Origin of the sequence: Microbispora sp. NBRC 16548 (genome assembly GCF_030268985.1) — a bacterium.
In the GTDB taxonomy this organism is placed as follows: domain Bacteria; phylum Actinomycetota; class Actinomycetes; order Streptosporangiales; family Streptosporangiaceae; genus Microbispora; species Microbispora catharanthi.
Genome location: NZ_BSSF01000021.1, coordinates 1 through 23,742, shown reverse-complemented (window position 1 = coordinate 23,742; position 23,742 = coordinate 1). Strand labels below are relative to the sequence as shown.

General features: G+C 73.6%; 25 protein-coding genes. 11 read left to right on the top strand and 14 right to left on the bottom strand.

The annotated features are described in order from the left end of the window. Positions 1-109: 109 nt before the first annotated feature. Genes QSK36_RS38320 through QSK36_RS38280 form a run of 9 tightly spaced genes read right to left on the bottom strand, consistent with a single transcriptional unit; the run spans position 110 to position 9,560 of the window. On the bottom strand, positions 110-1,069 hold the full coding sequence (locus QSK36_RS38320; RefSeq protein ID WP_285785765.1) for a UDP-glucuronic acid decarboxylase family protein: 960 nt from the start codon (positions 1,067-1,069) through the stop codon (positions 110-112). Beyond that, positions 1,066-2,013, bottom strand: a complete 948-nt coding sequence (locus QSK36_RS38315) for a glycosyltransferase family 9 protein (RefSeq protein ID WP_285785764.1) — start codon at positions 2,011-2,013, stop codon at positions 1,066-1,068. Before QSK36_RS38315 ends, QSK36_RS38320 begins: the two co-directional genes overlap by 4 nt. Beyond that, positions 2,004-2,684 (bottom strand): SDR family oxidoreductase, encoded by a 681-nt coding sequence (locus QSK36_RS38310; protein ID WP_285785763.1) that lies wholly within the window; start codon positions 2,682-2,684, stop codon positions 2,004-2,006. The genes QSK36_RS38315 and QSK36_RS38310 overlap by 10 nt, the downstream gene beginning before the upstream one ends. Positions 2,685-2,715: 31 nt before the next feature. After that, entirely contained in the window at positions 2,716-4,098 is a 1,383-nt protein-coding gene (rfaE2, locus tag QSK36_RS38305; protein ID WP_183540041.1) for a D-glycero-beta-D-manno-heptose 1-phosphate adenylyltransferase, read from the bottom strand. Further along, positions 4,095-4,646 (bottom strand): D-sedoheptulose-7-phosphate isomerase, encoded by a 552-nt coding sequence (locus QSK36_RS38300; protein WP_030512289.1) that lies wholly within the window; start codon positions 4,644-4,646, stop codon positions 4,095-4,097. The genes rfaE2 and QSK36_RS38300 overlap by 4 nt, the downstream gene beginning before the upstream one ends. A gap of 3 nt (positions 4,647-4,649) precedes the next feature. Continuing rightward, positions 4,650-5,843, bottom strand: coding sequence for a glycosyltransferase (locus tag QSK36_RS38295; RefSeq protein ID WP_285785762.1), 1,194 nt, complete (start codon positions 5,841-5,843; stop codon positions 4,650-4,652). After that, entirely contained in the window at positions 5,840-6,880 is a 1,041-nt protein-coding gene (locus QSK36_RS38290) for a glycosyltransferase family 9 protein (protein WP_285785761.1), read from the bottom strand. Before QSK36_RS38290 ends, QSK36_RS38295 begins: the two co-directional genes overlap by 4 nt. Beyond that, positions 6,877-7,923 (bottom strand): glycosyltransferase family 2 protein, encoded by a 1,047-nt coding sequence (locus tag QSK36_RS38285; protein WP_285785760.1) that lies wholly within the window; start codon positions 7,921-7,923, stop codon positions 6,877-6,879. The genes QSK36_RS38290 and QSK36_RS38285 overlap by 4 nt, the downstream gene beginning before the upstream one ends. Further along, positions 7,920-9,560, bottom strand: a complete 1,641-nt coding sequence (locus QSK36_RS38280; RefSeq protein WP_285785759.1) for a carbamoyltransferase family protein — start codon at positions 9,558-9,560, stop codon at positions 7,920-7,922. Before QSK36_RS38280 ends, QSK36_RS38285 begins: the two co-directional genes overlap by 4 nt. Positions 9,561-9,746: 186 nt before the next feature. Here QSK36_RS38280 and QSK36_RS38275 point away from each other — a divergent pair, with 186 nt between their 5' ends. The 3 genes from QSK36_RS38275 to QSK36_RS38265 all read left to right on the top strand — a co-directional run bounded on the left by QSK36_RS38275 (position 9,747) and on the right by QSK36_RS38265 (position 11,963). Continuing rightward, positions 9,747-10,325, top strand: a complete 579-nt coding sequence (locus QSK36_RS38275; protein WP_285785758.1) for a D-glycero-alpha-D-manno-heptose-1,7-bisphosphate 7-phosphatase — start codon at positions 9,747-9,749, stop codon at positions 10,323-10,325. A 64-nt stretch (positions 10,326-10,389) separates the two neighbouring features. Next, positions 10,390-11,343, top strand: a complete 954-nt coding sequence (locus tag QSK36_RS38270; RefSeq protein ID WP_183540046.1) for a glycosyltransferase — start codon at positions 10,390-10,392, stop codon at positions 11,341-11,343. A gap of 107 nt (positions 11,344-11,450) precedes the next feature. Further along, entirely contained in the window at positions 11,451-11,963 is a 513-nt protein-coding gene (locus QSK36_RS38265) for a nuclear transport factor 2 family protein (protein ID WP_285785757.1), read from the top strand. A gap of 346 nt (positions 11,964-12,309) precedes the next feature. Here QSK36_RS38265 and QSK36_RS38260 read toward each other — a convergent pair whose 3' ends face one another. Next, positions 12,310-12,597: a hypothetical protein gene (locus QSK36_RS38260; protein ID WP_285785756.1), complete on the bottom strand. Its 288-nt coding sequence runs from the start codon at positions 12,595-12,597 to the stop codon at positions 12,310-12,312. Positions 12,598-12,753: 156 nt separating this feature from the next. Here QSK36_RS38260 and QSK36_RS38255 point away from each other — a divergent pair, with 156 nt between their 5' ends. After that, positions 12,754-13,734, top strand: a complete 981-nt coding sequence (locus tag QSK36_RS38255; RefSeq protein ID WP_285785755.1) for a hypothetical protein — start codon at positions 12,754-12,756, stop codon at positions 13,732-13,734. A 256-nt stretch (positions 13,735-13,990) separates the two neighbouring features. Next, a complete protein-coding gene (locus tag QSK36_RS38250) occupies positions 13,991-14,515 on the top strand; it encodes a DUF6789 family protein (protein ID WP_183540048.1) in 525 nt (174 codons plus the stop codon). Between the two features lie 3 nt (positions 14,516-14,518). On the opposite strand, the gene QSK36_RS38245 is transcribed toward QSK36_RS38250, so the two are convergent. Both QSK36_RS38245 and QSK36_RS38240 read right to left on the bottom strand, forming a co-directional pair. Then, positions 14,519-14,830: a hypothetical protein gene (locus tag QSK36_RS38245; protein ID WP_285785754.1), complete on the bottom strand. Its 312-nt coding sequence runs from the start codon at positions 14,828-14,830 to the stop codon at positions 14,519-14,521. Further along, the gene (locus tag QSK36_RS38240; RefSeq protein WP_285785753.1) at positions 14,827-15,231 is read right to left on the bottom strand and encodes an alpha/beta hydrolase; all 405 of its coding nucleotides are present in this window, start codon (positions 15,229-15,231) and stop codon (positions 14,827-14,829) included. Before QSK36_RS38240 ends, QSK36_RS38245 begins: the two co-directional genes overlap by 4 nt. Before the next feature lie 201 nt (positions 15,232-15,432). Between QSK36_RS38240 and QSK36_RS38235 the strand changes: the two genes are divergently transcribed. The 4 genes from QSK36_RS38235 (at position 15,433) to QSK36_RS38220 (ending at position 18,496) form a co-directional block, all read left to right on the top strand. After that, positions 15,433-16,569 (top strand): sensor histidine kinase, encoded by a 1,137-nt coding sequence (locus QSK36_RS38235; protein ID WP_285785752.1) that lies wholly within the window; start codon positions 15,433-15,435, stop codon positions 16,567-16,569. Next, positions 16,566-17,213: a response regulator gene (locus QSK36_RS38230; protein WP_285785751.1), complete on the top strand. Its 648-nt coding sequence runs from the start codon at positions 16,566-16,568 to the stop codon at positions 17,211-17,213. Before QSK36_RS38235 ends, QSK36_RS38230 begins: the two co-directional genes overlap by 4 nt. A 206-nt stretch (positions 17,214-17,419) precedes the next feature. Then, positions 17,420-18,079: a DedA family protein gene (locus QSK36_RS38225; RefSeq protein ID WP_285785750.1), complete on the top strand. Its 660-nt coding sequence runs from the start codon at positions 17,420-17,422 to the stop codon at positions 18,077-18,079. Positions 18,080-18,097: 18 nt separating this feature from the next. Continuing rightward, complete coding sequence (locus QSK36_RS38220; RefSeq protein ID WP_285785749.1) at positions 18,098-18,496, top strand: PPOX class F420-dependent oxidoreductase; 399 nt, start codon at positions 18,098-18,100, stop codon at positions 18,494-18,496. 33 nt (positions 18,497-18,529) lie between these two features. Here QSK36_RS38220 and QSK36_RS38215 read toward each other — a convergent pair whose 3' ends face one another. Both QSK36_RS38215 and QSK36_RS38210 read right to left on the bottom strand, forming a co-directional pair. Then, on the bottom strand, positions 18,530-19,186 hold the full coding sequence (locus QSK36_RS38215) for a response regulator (protein WP_183540058.1): 657 nt from the start codon (positions 19,184-19,186) through the stop codon (positions 18,530-18,532). Continuing rightward, positions 19,174-20,394, bottom strand: a complete 1,221-nt coding sequence (locus QSK36_RS38210) for a sensor histidine kinase (RefSeq protein ID WP_285785748.1) — start codon at positions 20,392-20,394, stop codon at positions 19,174-19,176. Before QSK36_RS38210 ends, QSK36_RS38215 begins: the two co-directional genes overlap by 13 nt. Positions 20,395-20,504: 110 nt before the next feature. Between QSK36_RS38210 and QSK36_RS38205 the strand changes: the two genes are divergently transcribed. Both QSK36_RS38205 and QSK36_RS38200 read left to right on the top strand, forming a co-directional pair. Next, positions 20,505-21,263 (top strand): ABC transporter ATP-binding protein, encoded by a 759-nt coding sequence (locus QSK36_RS38205; RefSeq protein ID WP_285785747.1) that lies wholly within the window; start codon positions 20,505-20,507, stop codon positions 21,261-21,263. After that, a complete protein-coding gene (locus QSK36_RS38200; RefSeq protein WP_285785746.1) occupies positions 21,257-23,623 on the top strand; it encodes an ABC transporter permease in 2,367 nt (788 codons plus the stop codon). The genes QSK36_RS38205 and QSK36_RS38200 overlap by 7 nt, the downstream gene beginning before the upstream one ends. The last annotated feature ends 119 nt before the right edge of the window (positions 23,624-23,742 follow it).

Below are 23,742 nucleotides of genomic sequence, written 5' to 3'. Positions count from 1 at the left end.
TCCACTACCCGAGTCGAGCGGCTAAGCGACGGCCAAGTATGCGGAAAAGAGCCGAGGGCCCGCCCGCAGCGTGGCGGAAGCCGCAGGCGCGCCCGGTGGACGGCGAGGGTCAGGAGGCGACGGAGTAGGAGGTGAGCTCCTTCTCGAACCAGTCGATGGTGCGGCGCAGGCCGGTGACGGGGTCGACGCGCGGACGCCAGCCGAGCCGCTCCTCGGCGAGCGAGGTGTCGGGACGGCGGACGGCAGGGTCGTCCACCGGCCGCTCGACGAACCGGATCGGGGAGGACGAGCCCACCAGGCCGCGGATCGTCTCCGCCAGCTCCGCCATCGACATCTCGGCCGGGTTGCCGATGTTCACCGGCCCGGCGAAGTCGCTCTCCGCGAGCGCGAGCACGCCGTTGATCGTGTCGTCCACGAAGCAGATCGAGCGCGTCTGGCCGCCGTCGCCGGTCACGGTGATCGGCTCGCCCAGCAGCGCCTGACGGATGAACGTGGGGATCGCCCGGCCGTCGTGGGGCCGCATCCGCGGGCCGTACGTGTTGAAGATCCGCACGATCGCCGTGTCGGCGCCCCGCGAGTTGCGGTAGGCCGTGGTCAGCGACTCGGCGAACCGCTTGGCCTCGTCGTACACGCTGCGCGGCCCGACCGGGTTGACGTTGCCCCAGTACGTCTCCTTCTGCGGGTGTTCCAGCGGATCGCCGTACACCTCGCTGGTGGAGGCGAGGACGAACCGCGCGCCCTTCTCGGTGGCGAGGCCGAGGGCGTGCAGCGTCCCCATGCTGCCGACCTTCAGCGTCTCGATCGGATGGCGCAGGTAGTCGGCGGGGGACGCGGCCGAGGCGAAGTGCAGCACCAGGTCGACCTGGCCCGGCACGTGGACGAACCCGGTGAGGTCGCACTCCACGAGCCGGAACGCCGGCCGCCCGATCAGATGCTCCACGTTGCGCGGCGACCCGGTGAGGAAGTTGTCCAGGCAGACGACCGCCGCACCACGCTCCACCAACCGTTCGCACAGGTGGGAGCCGAGGAACCCGGCTCCCCCGGTGACCACGACACGGGATCCCTTCACCGCACTCCCACCCCTCGCAACCTTCTGACGGCGTCGAGCACCTCGGGCACCCCGATCTCGAGCAGCCCCTCCGACGGCAGGTCGCCGTGCGGGTCACCCCTGCGTCCGGCCCACAGCGCGATGTGCGGGCGGCCCGGCGGAGGCCCCCACAGTGCGGGCGGCACCGGGCCGTACAGGATGACCGAGGGCGTGCCGACGGCGGTGGCCAGGTGCGACATGCCCGTGTCGCCGCAGACGACGAGCGCCGCGTGCGCCGTCAGCGCGGCGAGCTCGGGCAGGTTCGTACGGCCGGCCAGCACGGACTCCTCCGGCAGACCGGCGAGCGCGGCGACGTGCCGGGCGAGCGCGATCTCGGTCACGCCGCCGGTGACGACGACCCGGTGGCCCTGGCCGGCCAGTTCTGCCGCCACCCGGGCGAAGCGGTCCGGCGGCCACTGCCGTGCCCGGAACGCCGCCCCCGGGTGGATGATCACCTCACCGCCGGCGAGCGGGCTCGGCCCCGGGTCGCCCAGTGCGAGGTCCTCCGGGTCGGCCGCAATCCCGTACCACTCCAGCAGGGAGCACCACCGCCGTCTCTCGTGCGTCTCCGGCTCCCAGGGCGGCCCGTCCGGGCCCGGCACCAGGTCGTGGGCGTGCGTGAGCAGACGGCCCGGCCGGGTGCGGCGCAGCGCCTGGATGCTCTCCGGGCCGCTGCCGTGCAGGTTGACCGCGACGTCCGGCGACTCGTACGGCACCGGCCCGGGGCCGGACACGTCGAGCAGCTCGTCGACGCCGCCGATCAGCGGCAGCAGCCCGCCGAGGTAGGCCGGGGTGGCCAGCACGAGGTGGTGCTCCGGGTGCGCCCGCCGCAGCGCCCGCAGCGCGGGCACCGAGGTCAGCAGGTCGCCGAGCCCGAGCCCGCGCAGGGCGAGCAGGACCGGTCTTCGCGGATCTTCTAGGGCCATGACGTCTCCGTGGAGGCGCACACGACCAGCTCCCTGACCTCGCAGCCCCGCGGCTGGCCGAGCGCGAACAGGATCGCCGAGGCGACGTCCTCCGGCTGGTTCAGCCGGGCGTCGGGGCCGGGCTTGTACTGGTCGGGGCGGTCGTTGAAGAAGTTCGTCTGCATGCCGCCGGGGATCAGCAGGGTCACTCCCACCTGCCCGGCCAGCTCGGCGGCCAGGGCCCGGGTGAAGCCCACGACGCCGAACTTCGAGGCGCAGTAGGCCGTCGCGTCGCTGAGCGCCCGCACCCCGAGCGTGGAGGCGACGGTGACGACCTTGCCTCCCGACTGGCGCAGATACGGCAGGGCCGCCCGGACCACCGCGGCGGTCCCGAGCAGATTGACCCCGATCACCCGTTCCCACTGCTCGGCGGCCACGTCCTCCAGCCGTCCGCAGGCGTCGATGCCCGCCGCCGTCACGACGCCGTCGAGCCCGCCCGCCCGGTCGGCGAGCTCGCGCACGGCCCGCTCGGCCTGCTCGCGGTCGGCCAGGTCGGCCCGCACGTGGTCGAACCCGCCGTCCGGCTCGTTCACGTCCACGACCAGCGGCCGTCCGCCCGCCTTGGCCACCGCCATGGCGGTCGCCCGGCCCAGGCCGGACGCGCCACCGGTGATCAATACGTTTCCCACCATTGAGGTCGATCCCTTCGATAGGCGGCCGATGTCACGAAGCGGCTCGGGCGGCGGCGATCAGGCCGGTGGTGGAGTAGCCGGGCACGGTCGGCAGGATGACGACCTCCCCGCCGGCCCGGCGTACGGCCTCGGCCTCCGGCATCGACCGCTCGTCGTAGTCGCCGCCCTTCACCCACACGTCCGGGCACAGGCGCTCGATGACCCGCGACGGCGTGTCCTCGTCGAAGACCGTCACCGCGTCCACGCAGCCGAGCGCGCGCAGCACCTCGACCCGGTCACGCTCGCTCACCAACGGCCTGCTCGGTCCCTTGAGCCGCCGGATCGAATCGTCGGAGTTCACGCAGACCACCAGGGCGTCGCCTAACGCCCGGGCCCGCCGCAGCAGGCTCACATGCCCGGCGTGCAGCAGGTCGAAACACCCGCCTGTCGCGATCAGGCGGCCCCCGGCGGCGCGTACGGCGGCGGCCACCTCGAAGGCGGACGCGCCGGGCGCGAACGGCACCGGCGATTCCGCGGCAGGGCGCGGCAGGCGCAGCGCGGCGGCCCCGCCCTCCTCCACGAACCTGGTGGCCTCGCCGACCGCGCGGGCGACGGCGTCCTCGGTGGACGCGCCGTCCGCCAGTGCGAGCGCCGCCGCCGCGGCGAAGCGGTCGCCCGCGCCGCAGGCGTCCGTGCCGGACGCGACGTGCGGGACGGGGACCGGCCCGAACCTGCCGCCGCGGCGGGCCAGCATCGCGCCGCGCTCCCCCAGTGTGATCGCGACGGCCTCGGCGTCGAGGTCGCGCACCAGCCTGCGGGCGGTGCGCTCCGGCGAGACGTACGGCTCCTCGCACATGCCGCGGGCCTCGGCCTCGCTGGGCGTGACCAGCGCGCATCCCGGCACGGGCAGCGACCCGCGGGGATGGGGGTCCCAGACCAGCGGCACGTCGAGGCCGCGCAGCGGCTCGCGCAGCAGGTCTGCCACGCCGCGCCCGTAGTCGGCGACCAGGACCGCGCTCGCCGCGGCGAGGGCGTCGGCGGCGCGGGCGAACGCGGAGGCGGAGGCCACCTGGCCGGGCCGGCCCAGCGCCCGCCCGTCGCCGGTGTCGATCCTGACCAGCGTCTGCCCGCGGGCGCGGACCCGCGTCTTACGCACGGTCGTGCCGCGCAGCGGCAGCCGCACGATCTCGACGGCAGGCGACAGCAGCCCCTCCAGGCAGCGGCCGGAGGGGTCGTCGCCCATGGCGGTGATCAGCACCACCCGCGTGCCGTCGCGGGCGGCCAGCAGCGCCGCGAGCCCCGCGCCTCCCGGTCGATGGTGCTCCGCCTGCCCCTCCACGACGGGGACGGGTGCGTCGGGGGCCAGCCGGTCGGCGGTGCCCTCGACGTCGACGTCGAGCAGGGAGTCTCCGACGATGACAAGTGGTCCGCTCACGCGACCGCCTTCTCGATCACGTCACAGAGCATGTGGATCACCGTGAGATGCACCTCCTGGATGGTCGCGGTGTCGTCCGCGGGCACGGTCAGGGCCTCGTCGCACAACTCGGCGAGCGGGTTGGGCCCGGGGCCGGTCAGCGCCCAGGTCGTCAGGCCGCACTCGCGGCCGGCCTCGGCCGCCTCGGTCACGTTGCGGCTCGTCCCGCTGGTCGACAGGCACATCAGCACGTCGCCGGGGCGGCCGTGCGCCCGCACCTGCCGCGCGTACAGCTCGGCCATGCCGAAGTCGTTGCCGATGGCGGTCAGGGACGAGGTGTCGCCGTGCAGCGGGATCGCGGCGTACGGCCGCCGGTCGGCTCGGTAGCGCCCGACCAGTTCCGCTGTCAGGTGCTGCGCCTCGGCGGCGGATCCGCCGTTGCCGCAGGCGAGCAGCCGTCCGCCGCCGCTCAGCACGGCCGCGAGCTTGTAACCCCAGGCGTGGATCTTGGGCGTCTCCGGGTCCACCGCCGTCAGCGCGGTGCTCAGCCGGGCCAGATGAGGATGCATCGCTCAGCCTCCCGCGGCGGCGAGGGTGCGCAGGCACCCGCCGACCAGGTTTCGGTACACGGACTCGGTCTGCTCGGCGATCCTGGGCCAGCCGTAACGGGCGCGGGCGCGCCGTGCTCCGGCGGCCGACAACGCCGCCCGCAGGCCGGGCCGGATCAGCAGATCGCACAGCGCGCGGGACAGCGCACGCGGCCGCCGGGGCGGCACGAGCACGCCGCATCCCTCGACGGTGTCGAGGTGGCCGCCGACCGCCGAAGCGACCACCGGCACCCCGCAGGCAAGGGCCTCCAGGGGCACCATGCCGAACGGCTCGTACCACGGGACGGTCACCAGGACGTCCGCGGAGCGCATGAGGGCCGGCACCTCGGCCCGGCTCACGCTGCCGATCAGCCGGACCCGGTCGCCGAGGCCGAGGCCGTCGGCCAGCGTGCGCAGCCGCGTGCTCTCCTCGTCGCCCGGGTCGCCGCCCGCGATCACGAGCTCGGCGCCGGGCACCTGCCGCATCGCGCGGACGACGGTGTCCACCCCCTTGCGCGGCACCATGCGGCCGATGCTCAGCACCCGGGGCCGGTCGCCGCGCGGGGCGGCCGGGCCGTCCGCGCGGAACAGGCCGAGGTCGACGCCGCACGGCACGACCGCGATCCGGTCGCGCGGCACGCCCATCACGACGAGTTCGCGCACCTCGTCGGAGCAGGTCGCGATGACCGCGACCGCCCGGCGGCCGATGTCGCGCTCGATCGCGAGCCGGCTCGGCGGGCTGGTGTCGGCCTCGCCCTGCCAGCGCCGCTTCACGGTGCCGAGCGCGTGGTAGGTCTGCACGACCGGTATTCGAAGAGGCTCCGCCGCCGTCAGCGTGGCCAGCCCGCTCATCCAGAAGTGCGCGTGCGCCACGTCGGGCGGCTCGGCCTTCCACCTGCGGGCCAGGTGCTCCCCGAACTCGGGCATGTGCGGCAGCAGTTCGTCCTTGGGCAGCGGCTCCGCCGGTCCGGCCGGCACGTGCTCGACGGTGACGCCGGGTGCCATGGGCACGGCCTCCGGCTGGTCGGGGGAGGTCCGCCGCGTGTGCACGACGACCTCGTTGCCCCGTTCGGCCAGGGCCACGGCCAGCGCCGCGACGTGCACGTTCTGCCCGCCGGCGTCCACACCGCCGAGGGTCGCCAGCGGGCTGGCGTGCTCCGACACCAGGGCGATCCTCATGGCACCCTCTCCTTCACCGCCTCTTCGGCCGGTATGAGGCGGCGCACCGCGTCGACCACCTGCTCACCGCCGACCGAGGTCAGGCACGGATGACCGGGAATGGGACAGATCCTCGCCCTGCTCCCCCGGCAGGGGGCGTCCTGGTCGCCGAGGACCACCGTGGGCACGCCGTACGGCGCCCAGCGGGCGGTGGGCACGACCGGCGCGAACAGGCTGACCACGGGCGTGCCGACGGCGGCCGCGAGGTGGGCGGGGCCGGTGTTGGCGGCGACCACCGCCGACGCCCCGGCGAGCACGGCGGCGAGTTCGGCGAACGTGGTCGCCCCGCCCAGATCGAGCGTGGGGCCGGAGACGATCGCGGTCAGCGCCTGCTCACCCGGACTGCCGGTGACGACGACCCGCTCGCCCGCGGCCAGCAGCGCCTCGACCGCCTCCGCCCAGCGCTCGGCGGGCCACGCCCTCGCCGGCGCGGTCGTGCCGGGATGCACCACCACGTAGCCGGGCGGGCCGGTGAGGTGCTCCACATCCGGCAGCGGACCGCGCACGGCGAGCCGCCCGTCGTCGCCCGGCGGGAGGTCGAAGCCGGCGGCGCGGGCGAGGCCGAGCATGCGCTCCGGCTCGGGGACGTCCACGCTCTCGTCCACGAGGTGACGCACGTCGAGCAGGGAGCCGGGGTAGTCCTCGCTGATCGCGGCGATCCGCGGCACTCCGGCCAGCCGCAGCAGCAGGGCCGTCGGCAGCGCCGACTGGTGGAAGGACGTGAAGATCACGGCCACGTCCGGGCCGACGGCGCGGACCTGCTCCAGCAGGCGGGCCGCGTGCTCGGAGGTCATCGGCATCCGGTCGGGGTCGATCCAGGGGGCGCGCCACTCCAGGACGCGGTCGACGCCGGGCAGCAGTTCGGCCGCGGCCCTGCCGTGCGGGCCGGCGAGCATCACGACCTCCCGCGCCCCGGCGGCGACGGCGCGCACGGCGGGTCCCGCGAGCAGCACGTCGCCCGCGTTGTCGGGCCGCACCACCAGAGCGGTCCCGATCACGAACGCCTCCCCGTCGTGCCCGTCCGTACCTTCACCTCGCCTCTGATCCGGTGTGCGCAGGCCACCGGAGGGATGACCACGCTGGTCGCGGCCATGCGCGCGATCTCCTCCGGCGTACGCGGGCCCGGGGCGATGCGCGCCCAGGCGAACTCGGCGGTGAGGCCGAGCCAGGCCAGTCCCGCGACGGCGGCCGGTCGCCTCCGGCACCCCCCGGTGGCGGCGAGCGCGAGCGCGAGCAGGCCCATGCCGGTGGTGAGTGCGTGCCGCTTGAGCCTGCCCGGGTGGCCGCCGATGGCCGCCCGCCAGTCGCGGCCGTGCACGTGCCGCATGAGCGCGTCGGACGCGTTGCCGCGCTGGAAGCGCACGCTGGACCAGAAGCCGTCGTCGCGCACCGGGTGGCGGGTCAGGCGTTCGCCCTTCACCAGGGCGAACCCGGCCTGCTCGACGCGCAGCGCGAGGTCGGCGTCCTCCCGGTAGGCCCCGGGGAAGCGCTCGTCGAATCCGCCGGTCGCCTCCAGGGCCGTCCTTCTGTAGGCCATGTCGGCGGTGATCCAGTCGGCGCCGGCCAGCCCGGCGGTGTTGCGCTCGGCGTCGGTCGGGCGGCGGCCCGCCGGCAGCGGCACCTCCAGCCGCCCCTGGCTCCCGCCGACGTTCTCGGACAGGCGGGCGAGGTCATCCGTCAGCGCGCGGGCCCAGCCCGGGCCCGGCACCACGTCGTCGTCGAGGAACACCACCCACGGCGTCGTCGCGGCCCGCCATCCGGCGTTGCGCGCGGCGGCCGGGCCGCGCCCGCCCGACCTGAGCACGCGTACGTGACCGGGCACCGGCAGCGGGTCCCGGCCTGCCCCCCGCCGGTCGTCCACCACGATCACCTCGGGACCGGAGCCGACGGCGGCGAGCGTGGCGGCCAGGCTCGGGCGCCCGATCGTCGGGATGACGACCGTGACGGCAGGTCCCGTCTGGTTCCGCGCGGGGGCCTGCGCCTCTGTGTGCGGCTCCCCGGTGGGAGCCGTGTTCGTTCCCCGGGTCATCTCAGTCGTCATCCGGCGAACACCGCCCCCCTGCGCACGACGTACGGACCCAGGACGAGCACGTCCACCGGGGCCGAGCCGAAGCACTCCAGCGCGTCGCGGGGGTCGTCCACCATCGGGCGGCCGGCCGTGTTGAGGCTCGTGTTGACCACCACCGGCAGCCCGCTGCGCGCCTCGAACTCCTCGAGCAGCCGGGCCAGCAGCGGGTCGCGGCCGCGCTCGACGGTCTGGATCCGGGCCGTGCCGTCGACGTGCACCACCGCGGGGATCCGGTCGCGCCACTCCGGCCGCACGTCGTGGACGAACAGCATGTACGGGCTCGACATCGGGCCCCTGCCGAAGATCATGGGGGCGCGTTCCGCCAGCACCATCGGGGCGATGGGGCGGAACTGCTCGCGGCCCTTCACGTCGTTGAGCCGCTCGGTGTTGCGGGGGTCGCCGGGGTGGGCGAGCAGGGAGCGGCGGCCGAGCGCGCGGGGGCCGTACTCGGCGCGTCCCTGGAACCAGGCGATCACGCGGTCGGCCGCGAGCTCGGCGGCGACGGTCGCGGCGAGGTCGGCGGGGCGCTCGTACGGCACGCGCGCGACGTCGAGCCAGGCGCCGAGCTCCTCGTCGGTCCAGCCCCGCCCGAGGTCGGCGCCGGGCATCGGCGTGACGGGGTCGCCGTTCGCCTGCGCGAGGTGCAGCGCACCCCCGAGCGCGGTGCCGGAATCGCCCGCCGCGGGCTGCACCCACACCTCCTCGAACGGACCCTCGGCGAACAGGCGGGTGTTGGCCACGCAGTTGAGCGCCACTCCCCCGGCCATCGTGAGATGGCGCGCCCCGGTGCGCTCATGCAGCCACGTGGCGAGGTCGAGCAGCACCTCCTCCAGGCGGATCTGCACGCTCGCGGCGAGGTCGGCGTGGTCGGCCGTCCACTTCTCACCCTTGCCGAGCGCCTTGGCGTAGACGCTCCAGTCGATCGGCTCGACCCGGAACCCGCCGTCGCCCGTGGGGTGGATGAGCTCGCGCATCTCGCGCAGGAAGCGCGGCTCGCCGTAGGAGGCGAGGGCCATCACCTTGTACTCGTCGCTCGACCGGAGGAAGCCGAGGTGCTGGGTGAGGTCCTCGTACATCAGCCCGAGGGAGTGCGGCAGCGCCTGGCTCGCCAGGACGGTCAGCTCGCCGTCCCGGTAGTGCCCGGCCAGGTGAGAGACGGCCTCGCCACGGCCGTCGCAGACCAGTACCGCCGACTCGCGGTAGGGCGCGGCCAGCCCGGCCGACGCGGCGTGCGCGATGTGGTGGGGGACGAACCGCACCTGGGCGGCGTCGAGCCCGGGCAGCGCGGTGGCCAGGAAGTCGGGGGCGCGGCGTGCGTAGGTGGTGCGCAGGTCCTCCCAGCGCTCGTCCTGCCCGGGCCCTCCGGGCACCACGAGCTCGGGGTCGTAGGAGTAGGCGACGCCGTCGAGGTCCTCGGGCCGCAGCCCGGCCTGTTCGAGGCACCACGCGGCGGCCAGCTCCGGCAGCTCCCAGGAGGAGAACGGGACCGGGCGCTTGCCGTGCTTGCGGCGGCTGAAGCGCTCTTCCTCCGCTGCGGCGACCACCTCACCATCCACGACCAGCGCGGCGGCTGGATCATGAAAAATCGCGTTTATCCCCAAGAACCGCATCGGTTTCCCTCCGTGGCGCAGTGGGGGTCTGGTTACCGAGAGAAGCGGCCCTAAACACTGCTTTGCGGAGAAGTCAACGTGAGTGGGGGATGCACTCAATAACTACTACTCTGCGTAGCAATGAGCCTGTGTTTGCCGATCTGCCCTACGGGTAGCCCGGCGGGCGATTCGTGCAGGAGGTTGCTCGTGCCACAGGCCGCCCGTCCGCCCGCCGCGGTGCTTTTCGACCGTGACGGAACGCTGATTCACGACGTCCCTTACAACAGTGATCCCGAGCGCGTGGAGCCCGTCGCCGGGGCCCGGGAGGCGCTCGACCGGCTGCGCGCGGCGGGCATCCCGGTCGGGATCGTGACCAACCAGTCGGGGGTCGCCAAGGGCCTGATCGCCCCGGAGGCCCTGCGCGCCGTGAACGACCGGGTGGACGCCCTGCTCGGCCCCTTCGACGTGTGGGAGATCTGCCGGCACGACGACGGCGACCGCTGCGACTGCCGCAAGCCCGCGCCCGGTCTCGTGCTGCGCGCGGCCCGTCGGCTCGGCGTCCGTCCGGAGGACTGCGTGGTGATCGGCGACATCGGCCGGGACGTGGAGGCGGCCCGCGCCGCCGGCGCCCGGGGCATCCTCGTGCCGACCCCGGTGACCCTGCCGGAGGAGGTGGCGGCCGCCCCCGAGGTGGCGTCCGACCTCGCCGCGGCGATCGATCTGGTGCTCGGGGGAATTCAGCTCACAGCTGAGGATGAAGAGGGCATGACCAGGGCAGGTGGGTGAGGCGCCCGCGGGCGGAGGGCACGGTGTTCCGAGGTCGGCAGAACGACGGACGGGGAGCGACGCGATGAAGATCATGGTCTGGCATGTCCACGGGTCGTGGACCACCTCTTTCGTGCATGGGCGGCACGACTATCTGGTGCCGCTCACCCCCGACCGCGGCCCCGACGGGCGGGGCCGGGCCGACACCTATCCCTGGCCCGGCAGCGTACGGGAGGTCCCGTACGACCGGCTGGCGGGCGAGGACGTCGACGTGGTCGTCTACCAGCGGCCGCACGAGCTCGACCTGGCCCGCGAATGGCTGGGGCGCGACGTGCCCGGCGTCTACGTCGAGCACAACACGCCCGCGGGGGACGTGCCCAAGACCCGTCATCCGCTGGCCGACCGCGACGACATCCCGATCGTCCACGTCACCCACTTCAACGACCTGTTCTGGGACTCCGGCCGCGCCTCCACCCATGTCATCGAGCACGGGGTCGTCGACCCCGGCTACCTCTACACGGGCGAGCTGGCCCGTGCCGGCGTGGTCGTCAACGAGCCGATCAGGCGCTGGCGGGTGGCGGGCACCGACCTGCTGCCCACGTTCGCCGCGACGGCCCCGCTCGACGTGTTCGGCATGAAGGTGACGAACCTGCCGTCCAAGCTCGGCCTGGACGGGGAGATGGAGGTGTTCGAGGACCTGCCGCAGGCCGCCATGCACGCCGAGCTGGCCCGGCGCCGGGTCTACCTGCACCCCTACCGCTGGACCTCGCTCGGACTGTCGCTGATCGAGGCCATGATGATCGGCATGCCGGTCGTCGCGCTCGCCACCACCGAGGCCGTGGAGGCGGTGCCGCCGGAGGCGGGGGTCGTCTCGACCAAGCTGCCGACGCTGCTGCGGGCGCTCGACCGGTACGCCAACGAGCCCGAGCTCGCCGTCCAGGCGGGCAAGGCGGCCCGCTCGGCCGCACTGGCCCGCTACAACCTCGACCGCTTCCTCGCCGACTGGGACAGGCTGCTCGGCTCGATCGTCCCGGGATGACTCTCATGCGGCCGCGCTACTGATGTCTTCCTGGGGAAGGCCTTACCCCTCGATGAGACCGGCCGGTCTCCCTGCCGACGTACGCTTCAGGGAGGCGAGGGGGAGCCATGCCCGATCCTCGGGAGATCCATGACGCTTTCGCGGAGGCGCTCCGCGCGCACGACAACAGGCGTCTTCTGGACTGCTTCCACCCGGACGCCGTTCTCGTGACCCCCGTCGGCATGGTCGAGGGGCACGAACAGATCGAGTGGTATTTCGGCCAGTTCTTCTCCACCGTGCCCGACCTGACGACCAGGGTCACCACGACGCTGGTCCACGGTGACACCGTCGCCGTCGAATGGGTCACGTCGGGGAGCCAGGCGGGAGTAATGCTGCTTCCGGACGGCACCGAGATCCCCGGCACCGGCCGCCCCGTCTCCTGGACGGGGTGCGGCATGTGGACGGTGGAAGACGGCAGGTTCGCCACCGGGCGCATCTACTACGACCAGTTACACGCTTACATGTCGTTGGGCTGCCGGCTCGTACAGACCGAGCCCGCCCATCCGCGCGACCAGGGGACCCGAGCCGAATCGCGCTCCGGATCCGTCCGCCGGCTTCTCCGCAGACTCGCCGGCCGGTGACCGTCCCTGCGAGGCGCGCTCGCGCGCCGCTGAAGACGGCGACAGCGCAAGAGCAGCAGCGTGCCGCCGAAGGCACCTACACCGAAGGCGCCGACCTGCTCCGGCGGATGGGACCCAGGTGCGGCTCGGGGGTCCAGGAGCAGCGAAACCGCACCAGGTAGCAACGGCTCGTGCAGGTTCCGCTCCGGCGGAACGCGCGGCCCGTCGCCCTAACCTGACGGCGTCATGAAGCGACCGTGCTCCAACCTGGAGGTGCACATGCGCAAACCGCCGGGTTGTCGCGGTGCGGGCCGAGATCGGCCACCCAGGAGCGCGGCATGCTCAGCCCGCAGCGCGTCAGCCTCGTCTAACGAACTTCGTAGTGGTAGCCGTCGATCCCCCACCAGCACTGGCCGGTAGTCAGGTTGTAGTACGTCCCTGTGACCCATCCGCTGTAGGCCCACGGGGCCCACTTGCACTGGGCGACAATGCGGATGCTTCCGCCGGAGACCGTGCAGTCGGCGATCATCTGCCCGTTGCCGTTGTCCCTCCAGTTCCAGCAGGACCCGGAGGCGGCGGAGGCCGGCGTGGACGTCACGCCCAGCGTCACGGCCGCGGTTGCGGCGACCGCGAAGGTAGCGATGAGTTTCTTCACTCCTGAGCCTTCCTTGATCGGGGTCATTACGAGATCTTTTTAAGTGCCGAATTGTCCAAGCCGAAGCGATCTGGACAATTCACTGCAGCCCGTTGTCCAGACGTACGAAACGCAGTTGTCCACCTCGGCAAGGAGGGATGAGCCATCGGACGGCGCATGCGGGCCCTGGATCCGACCAAGGGACCGGTCGAGCGATTCGCCTGCGAGCTACGGGCGCTACGCGCCGCCGCGGGTGAGCCCCCTTTTTGGAAGATGGCGCGGCGTTGCGAGGTCTCCAAGAGCGCGCTCGCCTCAGCGGTGGCGGGGTACCAGCTGCCTTCTGAGAAGGTGGTGCGGAATTTCGTGCTCGCCTGCGGGGGAGACTGGCCACGCTGGCGAGAGCGATGGATGCAGGCAGTCGCCGCAGCCGTCCGCGATCCCGGCGACGCGGAACGGCGAGGTGGCGCCCTGGTGCCCGTCACGATCCTGCTGCCCGTACCGGCGGAACATGGCGAGCTCGCCGGGGATGAACCTTCCGGCGAAAACCGGATCTCCGTCGGTTTCGCACTGGTCCATGACGACGGTACAGGCGGCCGTAAGCGGCGTGCTTGGCCATGGGCGATCGCGGGGGCGGCAGCGACCGGAGTCGCGGTCTCGGCCGCATTGATGATCTACTCCTCGTCCCTGCGCGAAGCCACGATGCACGCCTCCCCCTCCGCCTCGGTGTCGATGCTGCGCATCCTGGACGGTACGGACCCGACGGTCGCCGGCTGCCGAACGGACAAGGTCATCCTCAGCTCCGCTCCGGTCCTCCTCCAGCACACTGCCCGGCTTCGCGGTCGGCGCCTGGCCGCGGGCACCAAGGTAGGGACCATCAATCTGATGTATTCGGCGCGTTGTGCCGGGGCCTGGCCCTGGTTCAACCCCACGCCCGGGCTTAACCCTGATCCCAACGACACCACGGTCGGCCAGCTCACCGTCGAAGGCATCCGCCCGGCCGACAACACGACGAACCTCTGGAAAATGGGTCACATCGACTCCGCCTACGGCAACCTGCTCCTCACCGGCATGGGATGTGTGCGGGCGAGCGCCCGTCTGGACATGGTCGGCCAGAACGTCTTCGCCACGGGTCAGACCGACTGCCTGCCGCGGGTGTGACAGCCACAGAGGTGGGCCAGCCGCCGAGGCTGCACCCGGCGGGCGCCAAGGCGACGCACAGGCGGAAGCAGACCGGCGCCGCGTGCCTTCCCATCACTGGACGGCCGCCGAAGTGATCAGAACCTGGAGGCACAGCGGGCCCCATAAGCGACCGAACTACACGAGGCATACCGGGAACTCGGCCCACCTTGATTGTTTACCGAGAACGGGGCACCCCGAGGGCAGGTGATCCGGTCCGGGTGGGAAAAGGCTCCTCATGATGCGCAACCTGGTGAACGGCGCCGTCGGCGGCGCGCTCGCGACGGCCGTGTACAGCGCGATGCTGATGGCGGCGGACAGGGCCGGCCTGCTGGAGGAGCCGCCTCCGCGGCGGTTCGCGCGGCTGACCCTTTCCGGGCGGGACAAGCCCAGGAGGGGCGAGAACGTGCTCGGGACGATCGCGCACTTCGCGTTCGGCTCCTCCTCCGGCTCCGTGCTCGGCCTGCTGTCGGCCGGACAGCGGGTGCCCGTCCCCATCGGCACGGCGTACGGGTTGCTGGTGTGGTACTTCGGCTACCAGGGCCTGGCGCCGAGCATCGGCGCGTATCCGCCCGCGCCGAAGGACCGCGCGGGACGCCAGGCCGCACTTCTGGCGGGACACCTGCTGTGGGGCACCGCGCTCGCCGTCGCGCTCAACCGGCTGCGGACCGAGAAGGCGCCGTCGACCGCCGAACTCGCGCCCCGCGTTCGCGAGCAGGTCCGGCGCGTCATGCCCACCCCCGAGCCGGTCCCGGCGCGGTGACGTTCACCAGAACCCGACCTCCGGATACTCCGCCGACGGCCCGTCGAGCAGGGGCCGCCGCTTGTCCTTCAGGTGCGTGTCGAGGAAGGCGGTCACGTATTCCCGAGTGATCGTGAGGGAGCGTTCACCGTCGATCGGATACGCCGGCATGCCGAGCTGCGGCCCGAGCACCGCGTAGTCGACGAAGCTCACGTGCTCGGCGCCGGTGACGGTGAGCCAGCGCTTCCACGTGCCGGTGACGTGGGGCCAGAACAGGTCCCACGACTTCGGCCGGCCACTGGTGACCGGCTGCTGCCGGGGGTTGCCGATCATCATGAACGGCTTGGTGACGGGCTCGGCAGGGGTGGCGGGGTTGTAGGAGCGTCCAGGTTGACCGCGGCCTTGATCCGGTCGTTCACGGGCAGCAGGTGGGCCGCGCTCTGGCCGCCGACCGAGTGCCCGACCATCGCGATCCTGCTCTCGTCGATCAGCCGGTTCCAGCGCCTGGCCCGCTCCAGCCGGTCCAGCACGAAGGTCGTGTCCGCCGCGCGCACCCGGGCGACCTTCTCCCCCAGCTCGGGGGTCTGGCCGCCCGCACCCGCCTGGAACGTGGCGGTCCTGCCGTCGGGGAACGTGGTGGCGACCGACTCGTAGGTGTGCTCGATGCCCGCGACCACGTAGCCCCGGCTCGCGAACTCCTCGGCCAGCGAGGTCAGCGTGGCCCGCGGCATGGTCATGCCGGCGGAGCGGGCAGAGCCGGCTTGGGGGCGGGAGTGCCGCCGGTGACGGGAGCCAGGGCGATCACGCGGGCGATGAACATGTTCTTCATGGCCGTCACCCTGCCGGGCGGCGCCGCCGCACCGTCCCCTGCGAAGGTCACGCGGCGTGCGCGACTTTCGTAGGGGGTCGCTCCCCCGGCCGCCCAATAGCCTCTGACCATGACCTCTACCGGTTCGGGCATCCTGGATCGGGCCTTGCCGTGGGCGCTCGGGAGCGCGGTCTTCGTGCTCTGCGCGGGCTCCGCGTCCGGCTGGGCCGGCGTCGCGACGACCGTGCCCGCCCCGGTGGCCCTGGCGGTCGCCGCGGCATCGGCGGGTGCCACGGTCGTGGCCAGGCGTTCGGTGTGGCCGGTGACCGTGGTGGCGGCCGTCGCCTACGTCTGGCTCGCCATGTGGCCGCCGGCGGTCGTGGCCTCCTATTACGCGGGCCTTCACCTGGGGCGCCGTCGGGCTCTGTGGCTCTACGCGGCCGGTGCGTCCGCCGTGTGGGCGCTGGGCGGAGTCGTCTCCCACCTGAGCGGCGGCCACCGGGCGCTGGCGATGGGCTCTTCGCCCAACGTGCTCATCCTGGGCGGCGCGCTGGTCGGGCTTCCGCTGGTGGCCGGGTTGTGGAGCCGTGCCAGGCGGCAGGTGCTCGACGCCATGCGCGAGCAGGCCGAACAGCTGCTGCGGGAGCAGGTCCTGCGCGCGGAGCAGGTACGCGCCCAGGAACGCGCCCGCATCGCGCGAGAGATGCACGACGTGGTCGCTCACCGGGTGTCGCTGATGGTCCTGCACGCCGGGGCGCTGGAGGTCGGCGCGCCGGACGAGCGTACCGCCCAGGCGGCCGCCCTGATCAGCGACGTCGGCAGGGAGGCACTGCACAACCTGCGCGAGGTGCTCGGCGTCCTGCGCTCGCCGGACGCCTCCCGCGACCCGCAGCCCACGCTGGCCGACCTCGACCGGCTGCTGGAGCAGTCTCGCGCCCTCGGCCTCGTGGTCAACCGGCGTGACGAGGGCCCGGCCCGCCCTCTGGGGCACTCGGCGGAACGCACCGCCTACCGGGTGGTCCAGGAGGCGCTGACCAACGTGCACAAGCACGCACATGGCGCCGAGACCGATGTGGTCGTCCGCTACCTGCCCGCCGAGCTGGAGGTCCTCATCCGCAACGCGACGTCCCCCGCGGGCGAGGGGTTCCCCGGATCCGGCTGGGGACTGGTCGGCCTGCGCGAGCGCGTCGAGCTACTCGGAGGCACCCTGGAGGCCGGCCCGCACGGAGGGGGTTTCCAGGTGCTGGCGAGGATCCCCGCCGCATGATCCGCGTACTGATCGTCGATGACGAGGCACTGGTCAGGTCGGGGCTGCGGATGATCCTGGAGTCGGTGGGCGACATGGTGATCGTGGGCGAGGCCCGTGACGGCGAGGAGGCGATCGGCGCGGCCACCCGGCTCAGGCCCGAGGTCGTGCTCATGGACGTCCGGATGCCCGGCATGGACGGCCTGACCGCCGCGGCGCGGCTCCTGCGCACCGCCGGCGCCCCCAAGGTGGTGATGCTGACCACCTTCGACCTGGACGAGTACGTCCACGAGGCGCTGCGTCTCGGCGCCGTGGGGTTCCTGCTCAAGGACACCCCGCCGCGTGAGCTGATCGCCGCGGTCCGCACGGTCGCCGCGGGGAACGCGATGCTCTCCCCCGTCGTCCTGAAGAGGCTCATCGGCTCGTTCGTCCACAAGGCGCCCTCGCGTGCCGAGGTCGCGCGCGAGCGGCTCGCCGCGCTCACGGCCAGGGAGGAGGACGTGATCAGGGCGTTGGCGCGCGGCCTGTCGAACGCCGAGATCGGACGGGAGCTGAAGCTGTCGGAACCGACGGTGAAGGCGCACGTGAGCCGGCTGCTCGCCAAGCTGGGCCTGGCCAACAGGGTGCAGGCCGCGATCGTCGTCCACGACGCCGACCTCGCCTGACGCCGGCGCTTTCGCATACGAAAGTAGGGGCTGACGCCCGCCGATCGTCCGATGTGCCCTGACCTGCTGAGTGTCTAGCTTCATGGCGTGTCGGCCCTGACCTCTGTGCGGGATGGGCCCGCGTCCGATCCGGGACCTCCCGGATGTCCCCGACGCTCCTCGGCCGACACGGTGTACCCAGTGCCCCAACGATCGGAGTCACGCTGATGTCGCACGCGATCCTCGACCTGGTCCAGCAGGTGATGTCATCGCCTTGGTTATACGTGGCGCTGTTCGCCCTGGCGCTGCTCGACGGCTTCTTCCCGGTCGTGCCGGCCGAGACCTCGGTGATCACCGCCGCGGTGTTCGCCGCGTCGGGCGAGACCAACCTGGCCCTGGTCATCGTGGTCGCGGCTCTCGGCGCATGCGCGGGTGACCACATCTCCTACCTGATCGGCAGCAGGTCGGCGGGCAGGCTGCGGGAGAAGAAGCCGTTCGTCTGGGCGCGGAACGCGCTGGCCGAGCGGGGCGGTCTCGTCCTGGTCGTGGCGAGATACATCCCCGGTGGCCGCACCGCGACCACGCTCACCATGGGCGCCGTACGGCATCCGCTGCGCTCGTTCACGTTCTTCGACGCGATCGCGGCGGGCTCGTGGGCGGTGTACTCCGGGCTGATCGGCTTCTTCGGCGGGATGGCGTTCGAGAACGACCCGATCAAGGGCCTGTTCCTCGGCCTCGGCATCGCGCTGTCGATCGCCGTGATCGTCGAGCTGGTGCGATGGCTCAGGAAGCGACGCGCCACCCGGCTCTCCCCCGAGCGTCTTCCCACCCCGTCATTGGGGGAAGAATGTGATCTCGTGTCCGCCGCCGATTCAAGGCAGCGCTGACGAACCGAGGAGGAGCAGATGAGCAAGCTCGATGAGAACGCCGTAGCTCTGCTGAAGGAACCGGTCCACGCCTGGGTGACGACCATCCGGCCGGACGGATCGCTGCACAACACCGTGGTGTGGGTCGACGTCGACGGAGACGAAGTGATCTTCAACACCGCCGTGGGGCGGGCGAAGGAGCGGCACCTGCGAAACGACCCCCGGGTGTCGGTCAGCGTGCTCGACCCGGAGAACGCCTTCCGCTTCGTCAGCGTCTCGGGCACCGCCGAGCTGGAGCTCGAAGGCGCGGACGCGGTCATCGACGGCCTGGCGAAGAAGTACCTCGGGGTGGACGCCTACCCCTACCGGCAGCCGGGAGAGCAGCGCATCACCGTGCGCGTCGTTCCCGAGAAGGTCGTCTCCAGCGCCGGCCGCTGACCGGGGCTCTCCGGAGCGGCGACGAGGACCCGCTCACACGGCGGCGCGCAGGTAGGCGAGCACGGCGAGCACCCGGCGGTGGTCGTCGGCGTCCGGAGGCAGGTCGAGCTTGGCCAAGATGCTCGCGATGTGCTTGGCGACGGCCGCCTCGGAGACGAACAGCGCGCGGGCGATCGCGGCGTTCGACCGTCCTTCCGCGACGAGGGCGAGCACCTCGCGCTCGCGTGGCGTGAGCCGGGCCAGCGGGTCGCGGCGCCCGCGCAGCAACTGCCGGACGACCTCGGCGTCGATCACCGTGCCGCCGCCCGCGACCGTCGTCACCGCGTCGGCGAACTGCGTGACGTCGCCGATCCGGTCCTTCAGCAGGTAGCCGACGCCGCCCCCGGCCGAGGAGCGGGTCTGGTCGAGCAGTTCGGCGGCGTAGGTCTGCTCGACGTACTGGCTGAGCACGAGCACCGCGAGGGACGGCCGCGCCGCCCGCAGCTCCAGCACGGCCCGCAGGCCCTCGTCGCTGAAGCCGGGCGGCATGCGCACGTCGGCGACGACGACGTCCGGGTCCTGCTCGGCGGCCGCCGCGATCAGCGCGGGGGCGTCGCCGACGGCCGCGACGACGCTGTGCCCGAACCGTTCGAGCAGGCCGGCGAGGCCCTCCCGGAGCAGCACCGAGTCTTCGGCGATCACCACTCGCACGGGATCTCCGCCCTCACCGTGGTCGGGCCGCCGTACGGGCTCTCGACGGTCAGCGTGCCGCCGACGGCCGCCACCCGGTCGGCGAGCCCGGTCAGGCCGGTGCCGCGCGCCGGGTCCGCTCCCCCGCGCCCGTCGTCGGCGATCTCCAGCACGAGCCTGCCCCTGCGCAGCCGGCCGCGCACCACGCAGGAGCCGGCCCCGCTGTGCTTGGCTACGTTCGCCAGCGCCTCGCAGGCGACGTAGTAGGCCGCCGCCTCCGCCCGCTCGGGCAGCCGCCGGTCCAGCTCGACGTCCACCTCCGCGGGCACCGGCGACCTGCCGGCCACGTCGCGTACGGCGGCGGGCAACCCGCGGTCGGCGAGCACCTGTGGATGGACACCGCGGATCAGCTCGCGCAGCTCCGCGAGCGCCTGCCCGGCCAGCTCGCGCGCCTCGTCGAGCCGCACGGCCGCGGGCGAGCCCGGCGGCAGGTCGAGCCCGGCCAGGCCCAGCTTCATCGACAGCGCGACGAGCCGCTGCTGCGCGCCGTCGTGCAGGTCGCGCTCGATGCGGCGGCGCTCGGCCTCGAAGGCGTCCACCAGCCGCGCCCGGGAGCGTGCGATCTCCCGCATCTCGGCCTCCTGCGGGACGAGCATCGCCCGCGCCATCGCCGCCCTGGCGCCCGCCCAGGCGGCGATCGTGTACGCCGCGACGGGCACCAGCAGCAGCCCGACGGCCGAGCCGACGAAGGTCTCCCCCAGCGTGGCCTCGCCTTCGGGAGCGGTCGGCTGCACGACCGGGGAGAGGATCAGCACCACCGGCCCGGCGATCGCGGCCGCCACCACCAGCAGGTCGACCCACCAGAGCGCGAGCAGCGCCACGAGGGCGTGCCCCGCCTCCCGCCACCCCGGCCACCAGCCGTCCGGCAGTCCGCGCACCGGCTGCCGGTCCGCGAGGCGCAGCCGCCACCGCTCGAACCGGGCCAGGGGCGCCAGCAGCACGGCGGCCACCACGAGGGACAGCGGCGCGGCGAGCAGGCCGCCCACCGCACGGACGGGCGCCAGGACGGCGGCGAACGCGACGCCGGGGACGACCCCGGCCAGCAGGTACGCCAGGGACCTCCACGGCCAGGCCGAGGCCAGGAAGCGCTGGGGCGGTCCGCTGAGCGCGTCCAGCGCGGTCCGGGGCACAAGGGTCACAGGGGCGGGGACGAGGAGCGGGGTGGCCACGGCACCGACGCTAACCGCTGGGCGCGCCGGTGTCGGTAGTGCTGGGGATACCCCTGGTCCTCGCCCCAGTGCCAATGCCTCGCGGGCCCGCCGCCGGTTGGCTGAGCCACATGACACAGACAACCGGGCAGGCGGTCCTGCTCGACTCGGTCCAGGTGGTGTACGGCACCGGGCCTGGCGCGGTGACCGCTCTCGACGGCGTGACCCTCGGCTTCGGCCAGGGGACCTTCACCGCCGTGATGGGGCCCTCGGGCTCCGGCAAGTCCACGCTGCTGCACTGCGCCGCCGGGCTCGACCGGCCGACGTCCGGGACCGTGCTGATCGGCGGCACCGACCTCGGCCCGCTCAGCGAGAAGGGGCTCACCCTGCTGCGCCGGGAACGGGTCGGCTTCGTCTTCCAGGAGTACAACCTGGTCGACGCGCTCACCGCCGAGGAGAACGTGGCGCTCCCTCTTCGCCTGGCCGGGCGCCGCCCCGGCCCTGACGAGGTGCGCGACGCGCTCGCCGAGGTCGGCCTGGAGCGGCGGGCCGGGCATAGGCCCGCCGAGCTCTCCGGCGGCGAGCGGCAGCGGGTGGCGATCGCCCGCACCCTCATCACCCGGTCGAAACGAACCGAGCCGGCCGTGCTCTTCGCCGACGAGCCCACCGGCGCGCTCGACAGCGCCGCGTCCCGCGTGGTCATGGAACTCCTGCGCGCGCTGGTCGACGCCCACGGGCAGACCGTCGTCATGGTCACGCACGACCCCGCCGCCGCTGCGTACGCGGACCGGGTCGTGCTGCTGGCCGACGGCCGGCTCGCCGGGGAGCTGGGCCGGTCGAGCGCCGCCGAGATCGCCGCCCGCATGGCCCTGCTGGAGGAGGCATGCTGAGCTTCTCCCTGCTCGGGCCGGCCGGAAGGGGCCGGTGGACCGGGCTCGCGGGCACCTTCGTCGCGCTCTGCCTCGGCGCCGCGGTCCTCACCGCGAGCGCGCTGCTGCTGACGTCCGCGGGCCCGCGGGTGCCCGCGCGGTACGCCGCCGCGTCCCTGCTCGTACGCGCCCCCGGCGTGCCCGGCGACGACAACGCCTTCGCCGAGAACCGGCCCTGGTCTCCGGAGACGGTGGAGGCGCTGGTCCGCGCGCTGACGTCGGTGCCCGGCGTCGCGGCGGCCGTCCCCGATCGCGCCTTCTACGCCCAGGCCGTCGTCGGGGGCAGACCGGCCGGCGCGCACGAGGCACGAGGCTGGAGCACCGCGGCGCTGGCGCCGCACCGGCTGGTGGCGGGCAGGCCGCCCGTCCGCGCCGGAGAGGTGGTGCTCGGCCGCGCGCCCGGGCTCGCGCCGGGCTCGCCCGTCACGCTGCTGACCGCCAGAGGACCCGCGCCGTACACGGTCAGCGGGCTCACCGACGGCCCCGGCCCGTACGTCTCCGACGGCGAGGCCGCGCGCCTCGGGGGCGGGGTCCGCGTCATCGGACTGCTCACCCGGCCGGGGGCCGATCATGCCGCTGTGCGGGCTGCCGTGCGGCGTGCCGTACCCGGCGTCGCCGGCGGGTCCGGGCAGGTGCTCGCCGGGCCGGACCGGGCGGCGGCCGAGCCCGCGGCCGACGCGCGGACCCGCTGGATCGGCATGCAGGTGCTTACCGCGATGGCGCTGCTCGGCGGGTTCGTGTCGGTGTTCGTCGTGGCCTCCACGTTCGCGTTCCGGGTCACCCAGCGGCGCCGGGAGTTCGGCCTGCTGCGGGCGGTCGGCGCGACCCCGCGCCAGGTGCGGCTGATCGTGTACGGCGAGGCGCTCGCCGTGGGAGCCGTGGCCGCCGCGGTCGGGGCGCTGCTGGGCGCGGCCGTCGCGCCCGCCGTGGGCGGGGTGCTCGTCGCGGCGGGCTTCGAGCCCGAGTCGTTCGGCGTGCGGTTCGCCCCGCTGCCCGTGGCCGGAGCGGTCGCGGCCGGGATCGCGGCGGGCCTGCTCGGCGCGTGGTCCGCCTCGGGCAGGGCCGCCCGGGTCCGCCCGCTGGAGGCCCTTCGCGACCACACGGCGGGCGGCACGCCGATGACCCGCCTGCGGTGGATCGCGGGCGTCGTCTCGGTCGCGGGCGGCCTGGCCCTGGCGGTGGCGAGCGGGTCCGCGGACGAGGACGCCCTGGTGAACGACGTCCTGCTCGCCGCGATGGCGCTGATCGCCGGGCTCACCCTGCTCGCGCCGGTCGTCCTCCCGCCGCTCGTCCGCGTCCTCGCGTGGCCTGTCTCCCGGCCGGTCGTGGGCATGCTGGCCGGGCGGAGCGCGATGACGGCCGTGCGGCGCACCGCCGCCACGGCGGCCCCGGTGCTGCTGACGGTGGGCTTCGCCGTGCTCGTCACCGGCATGGTGCGCACGACCGCCGCGGCGTACACGGCGGGGCGGGCGGCCGGCACCCCCGCCGCGGCGGTGCTCGTGCCCGACGGCGCACCCGGCCTGTCGGACGCGGCGCTCGCGGCGGCGTCGGCCCCCTCGGAGATCACGGCCCCGCTGCCCACCACCGTGTACGGCGACCGGCCGCTCGCCGCGCTGGGCGACGGTCACCTCGCCGGGGACGAGACGGCGGTCGCGGAATGGGTCGCCCGGGACCACGGCTGGCGCAAGGGAGACGTCGTGCCGCTCACCTTCGAGGACGGCAGGGCCGTGCGCCTGCGGATCGCGGCGGTCCTGCCCGGCGCGCCGGCGGAGGTGCTGGTCTCCAGGGACACGGTCCGGGCGCACGACCCGTCGGCGCTGACCCCCGAGGCGTACGTGTCCCGGCCGGCCGGAATGGTCTTCCCGGGGGCGAGGACGGTGAGCGTCGCCGACCGCGCGGCCGGCGACCAGGCGGAGGAGGACCGGCTCGTCTGGCTGTTCACGCTCCTGCTGGTCGGGGTCTCGGCCGGTTACTCGGGCCTGGCGATCGTCAACACGCAGGTCATGGCGGCGTCGGCACGCGCACGCGAGTTCGCGGTCCTGCGTCTGTCCGGCGCGACGCGGCGGCAGGCGACCGCGGCGGCCGCGGCCGAGGCGGCGCTCGTCACCGGGATCGGCACCGTGCTCGGCCTCGCCGTGGCCGTCCCCGCGCTGCTCGGAATGCGCGCCGGGCTGGCGCAGAAGTCCGGCGCGGCCGTTCCGCTGGTTATCCCCTGGCCCACGGTCGCGGCCGTCGTCGCCGCCTGTCTCGTCCTCGCGGCCGGAGCGAGCACTTTCACAGGAAAAACACCTTTCACTTCAGGAAAGGCGTCGTCTAGATGATTGATTCCAAGCCCTCCGGCTGGGTCAGTGGTCGTATGCGATCAGCGACCGTTTGACCGGCTGACCGGTCCTGTCGTTGTGCCAGATCACGCAGGTCAGGGCCAGGATCCGGATGACCA

Coding starts and splice junctions, on each gene's coding strand:
- QSK36_RS38315 (WP_285785764.1), bottom strand. CDS start 2,013: ATGGCCCTAGAAGATCCGCGAAGACCGGTCCTGCTCGCCCTGCGCGGG.
- QSK36_RS38310 (WP_285785763.1), bottom strand. CDS start 2,684: ATGGTGGGAAACGTATTGATCACCGGTGGCGCGTCCGGCCTGGGCCGG.
- QSK36_RS38300 (WP_030512289.1), bottom strand. CDS start 4,646: ATGCATCCTCATCTGGCCCGGCTGAGCACCGCGCTGACGGCGGTGGAC.
- QSK36_RS38295 (WP_285785762.1), bottom strand. CDS start 5,843: ATGAGGATCGCCCTGGTGTCGGAGCACGCCAGCCCGCTGGCGACCCTC.
- QSK36_RS38285 (WP_285785760.1), bottom strand. CDS start 7,923: ATGACGACTGAGATGACCCGGGGAACGAACACGGCTCCCACCGGGGAG.
- QSK36_RS38280 (WP_285785759.1), bottom strand. CDS start 9,560: ATGCGGTTCTTGGGGATAAACGCGATTTTTCATGATCCAGCCGCCGCG.
- QSK36_RS38270 (WP_183540046.1), top strand. CDS start 10,390: ATGAAGATCATGGTCTGGCATGTCCACGGGTCGTGGACCACCTCTTTC.
- QSK36_RS38265 (WP_285785757.1), top strand. CDS start 11,451: ATGCCCGATCCTCGGGAGATCCATGACGCTTTCGCGGAGGCGCTCCGC.
- QSK36_RS38255 (WP_285785755.1), top strand. CDS start 12,754: ATGCGGGCCCTGGATCCGACCAAGGGACCGGTCGAGCGATTCGCCTGC.
- QSK36_RS38250 (WP_183540048.1), top strand. CDS start 13,991: ATGATGCGCAACCTGGTGAACGGCGCCGTCGGCGGCGCGCTCGCGACG.
- QSK36_RS38245 (WP_285785754.1), bottom strand. CDS start 14,830: ATGATGATCGGCAACCCCCGGCAGCAGCCGGTCACCAGTGGCCGGCCG.
- QSK36_RS38240 (WP_285785753.1), bottom strand. CDS start 15,231: ATGACCATGCCGCGGGCCACGCTGACCTCGCTGGCCGAGGAGTTCGCG.
- QSK36_RS38235 (WP_285785752.1), top strand. CDS start 15,433: ATGACCTCTACCGGTTCGGGCATCCTGGATCGGGCCTTGCCGTGGGCG.
- QSK36_RS38230 (WP_285785751.1), top strand. CDS start 16,566: ATGATCCGCGTACTGATCGTCGATGACGAGGCACTGGTCAGGTCGGGG.
- QSK36_RS38225 (WP_285785750.1), top strand. CDS start 17,420: ATGTCGCACGCGATCCTCGACCTGGTCCAGCAGGTGATGTCATCGCCT.
- QSK36_RS38220 (WP_285785749.1), top strand. CDS start 18,098: ATGAGCAAGCTCGATGAGAACGCCGTAGCTCTGCTGAAGGAACCGGTC.
- QSK36_RS38205 (WP_285785747.1), top strand. CDS start 20,505: ATGACACAGACAACCGGGCAGGCGGTCCTGCTCGACTCGGTCCAGGTG.
- QSK36_RS38200 (WP_285785746.1), top strand. CDS start 21,257: ATGCTGAGCTTCTCCCTGCTCGGGCCGGCCGGAAGGGGCCGGTGGACC.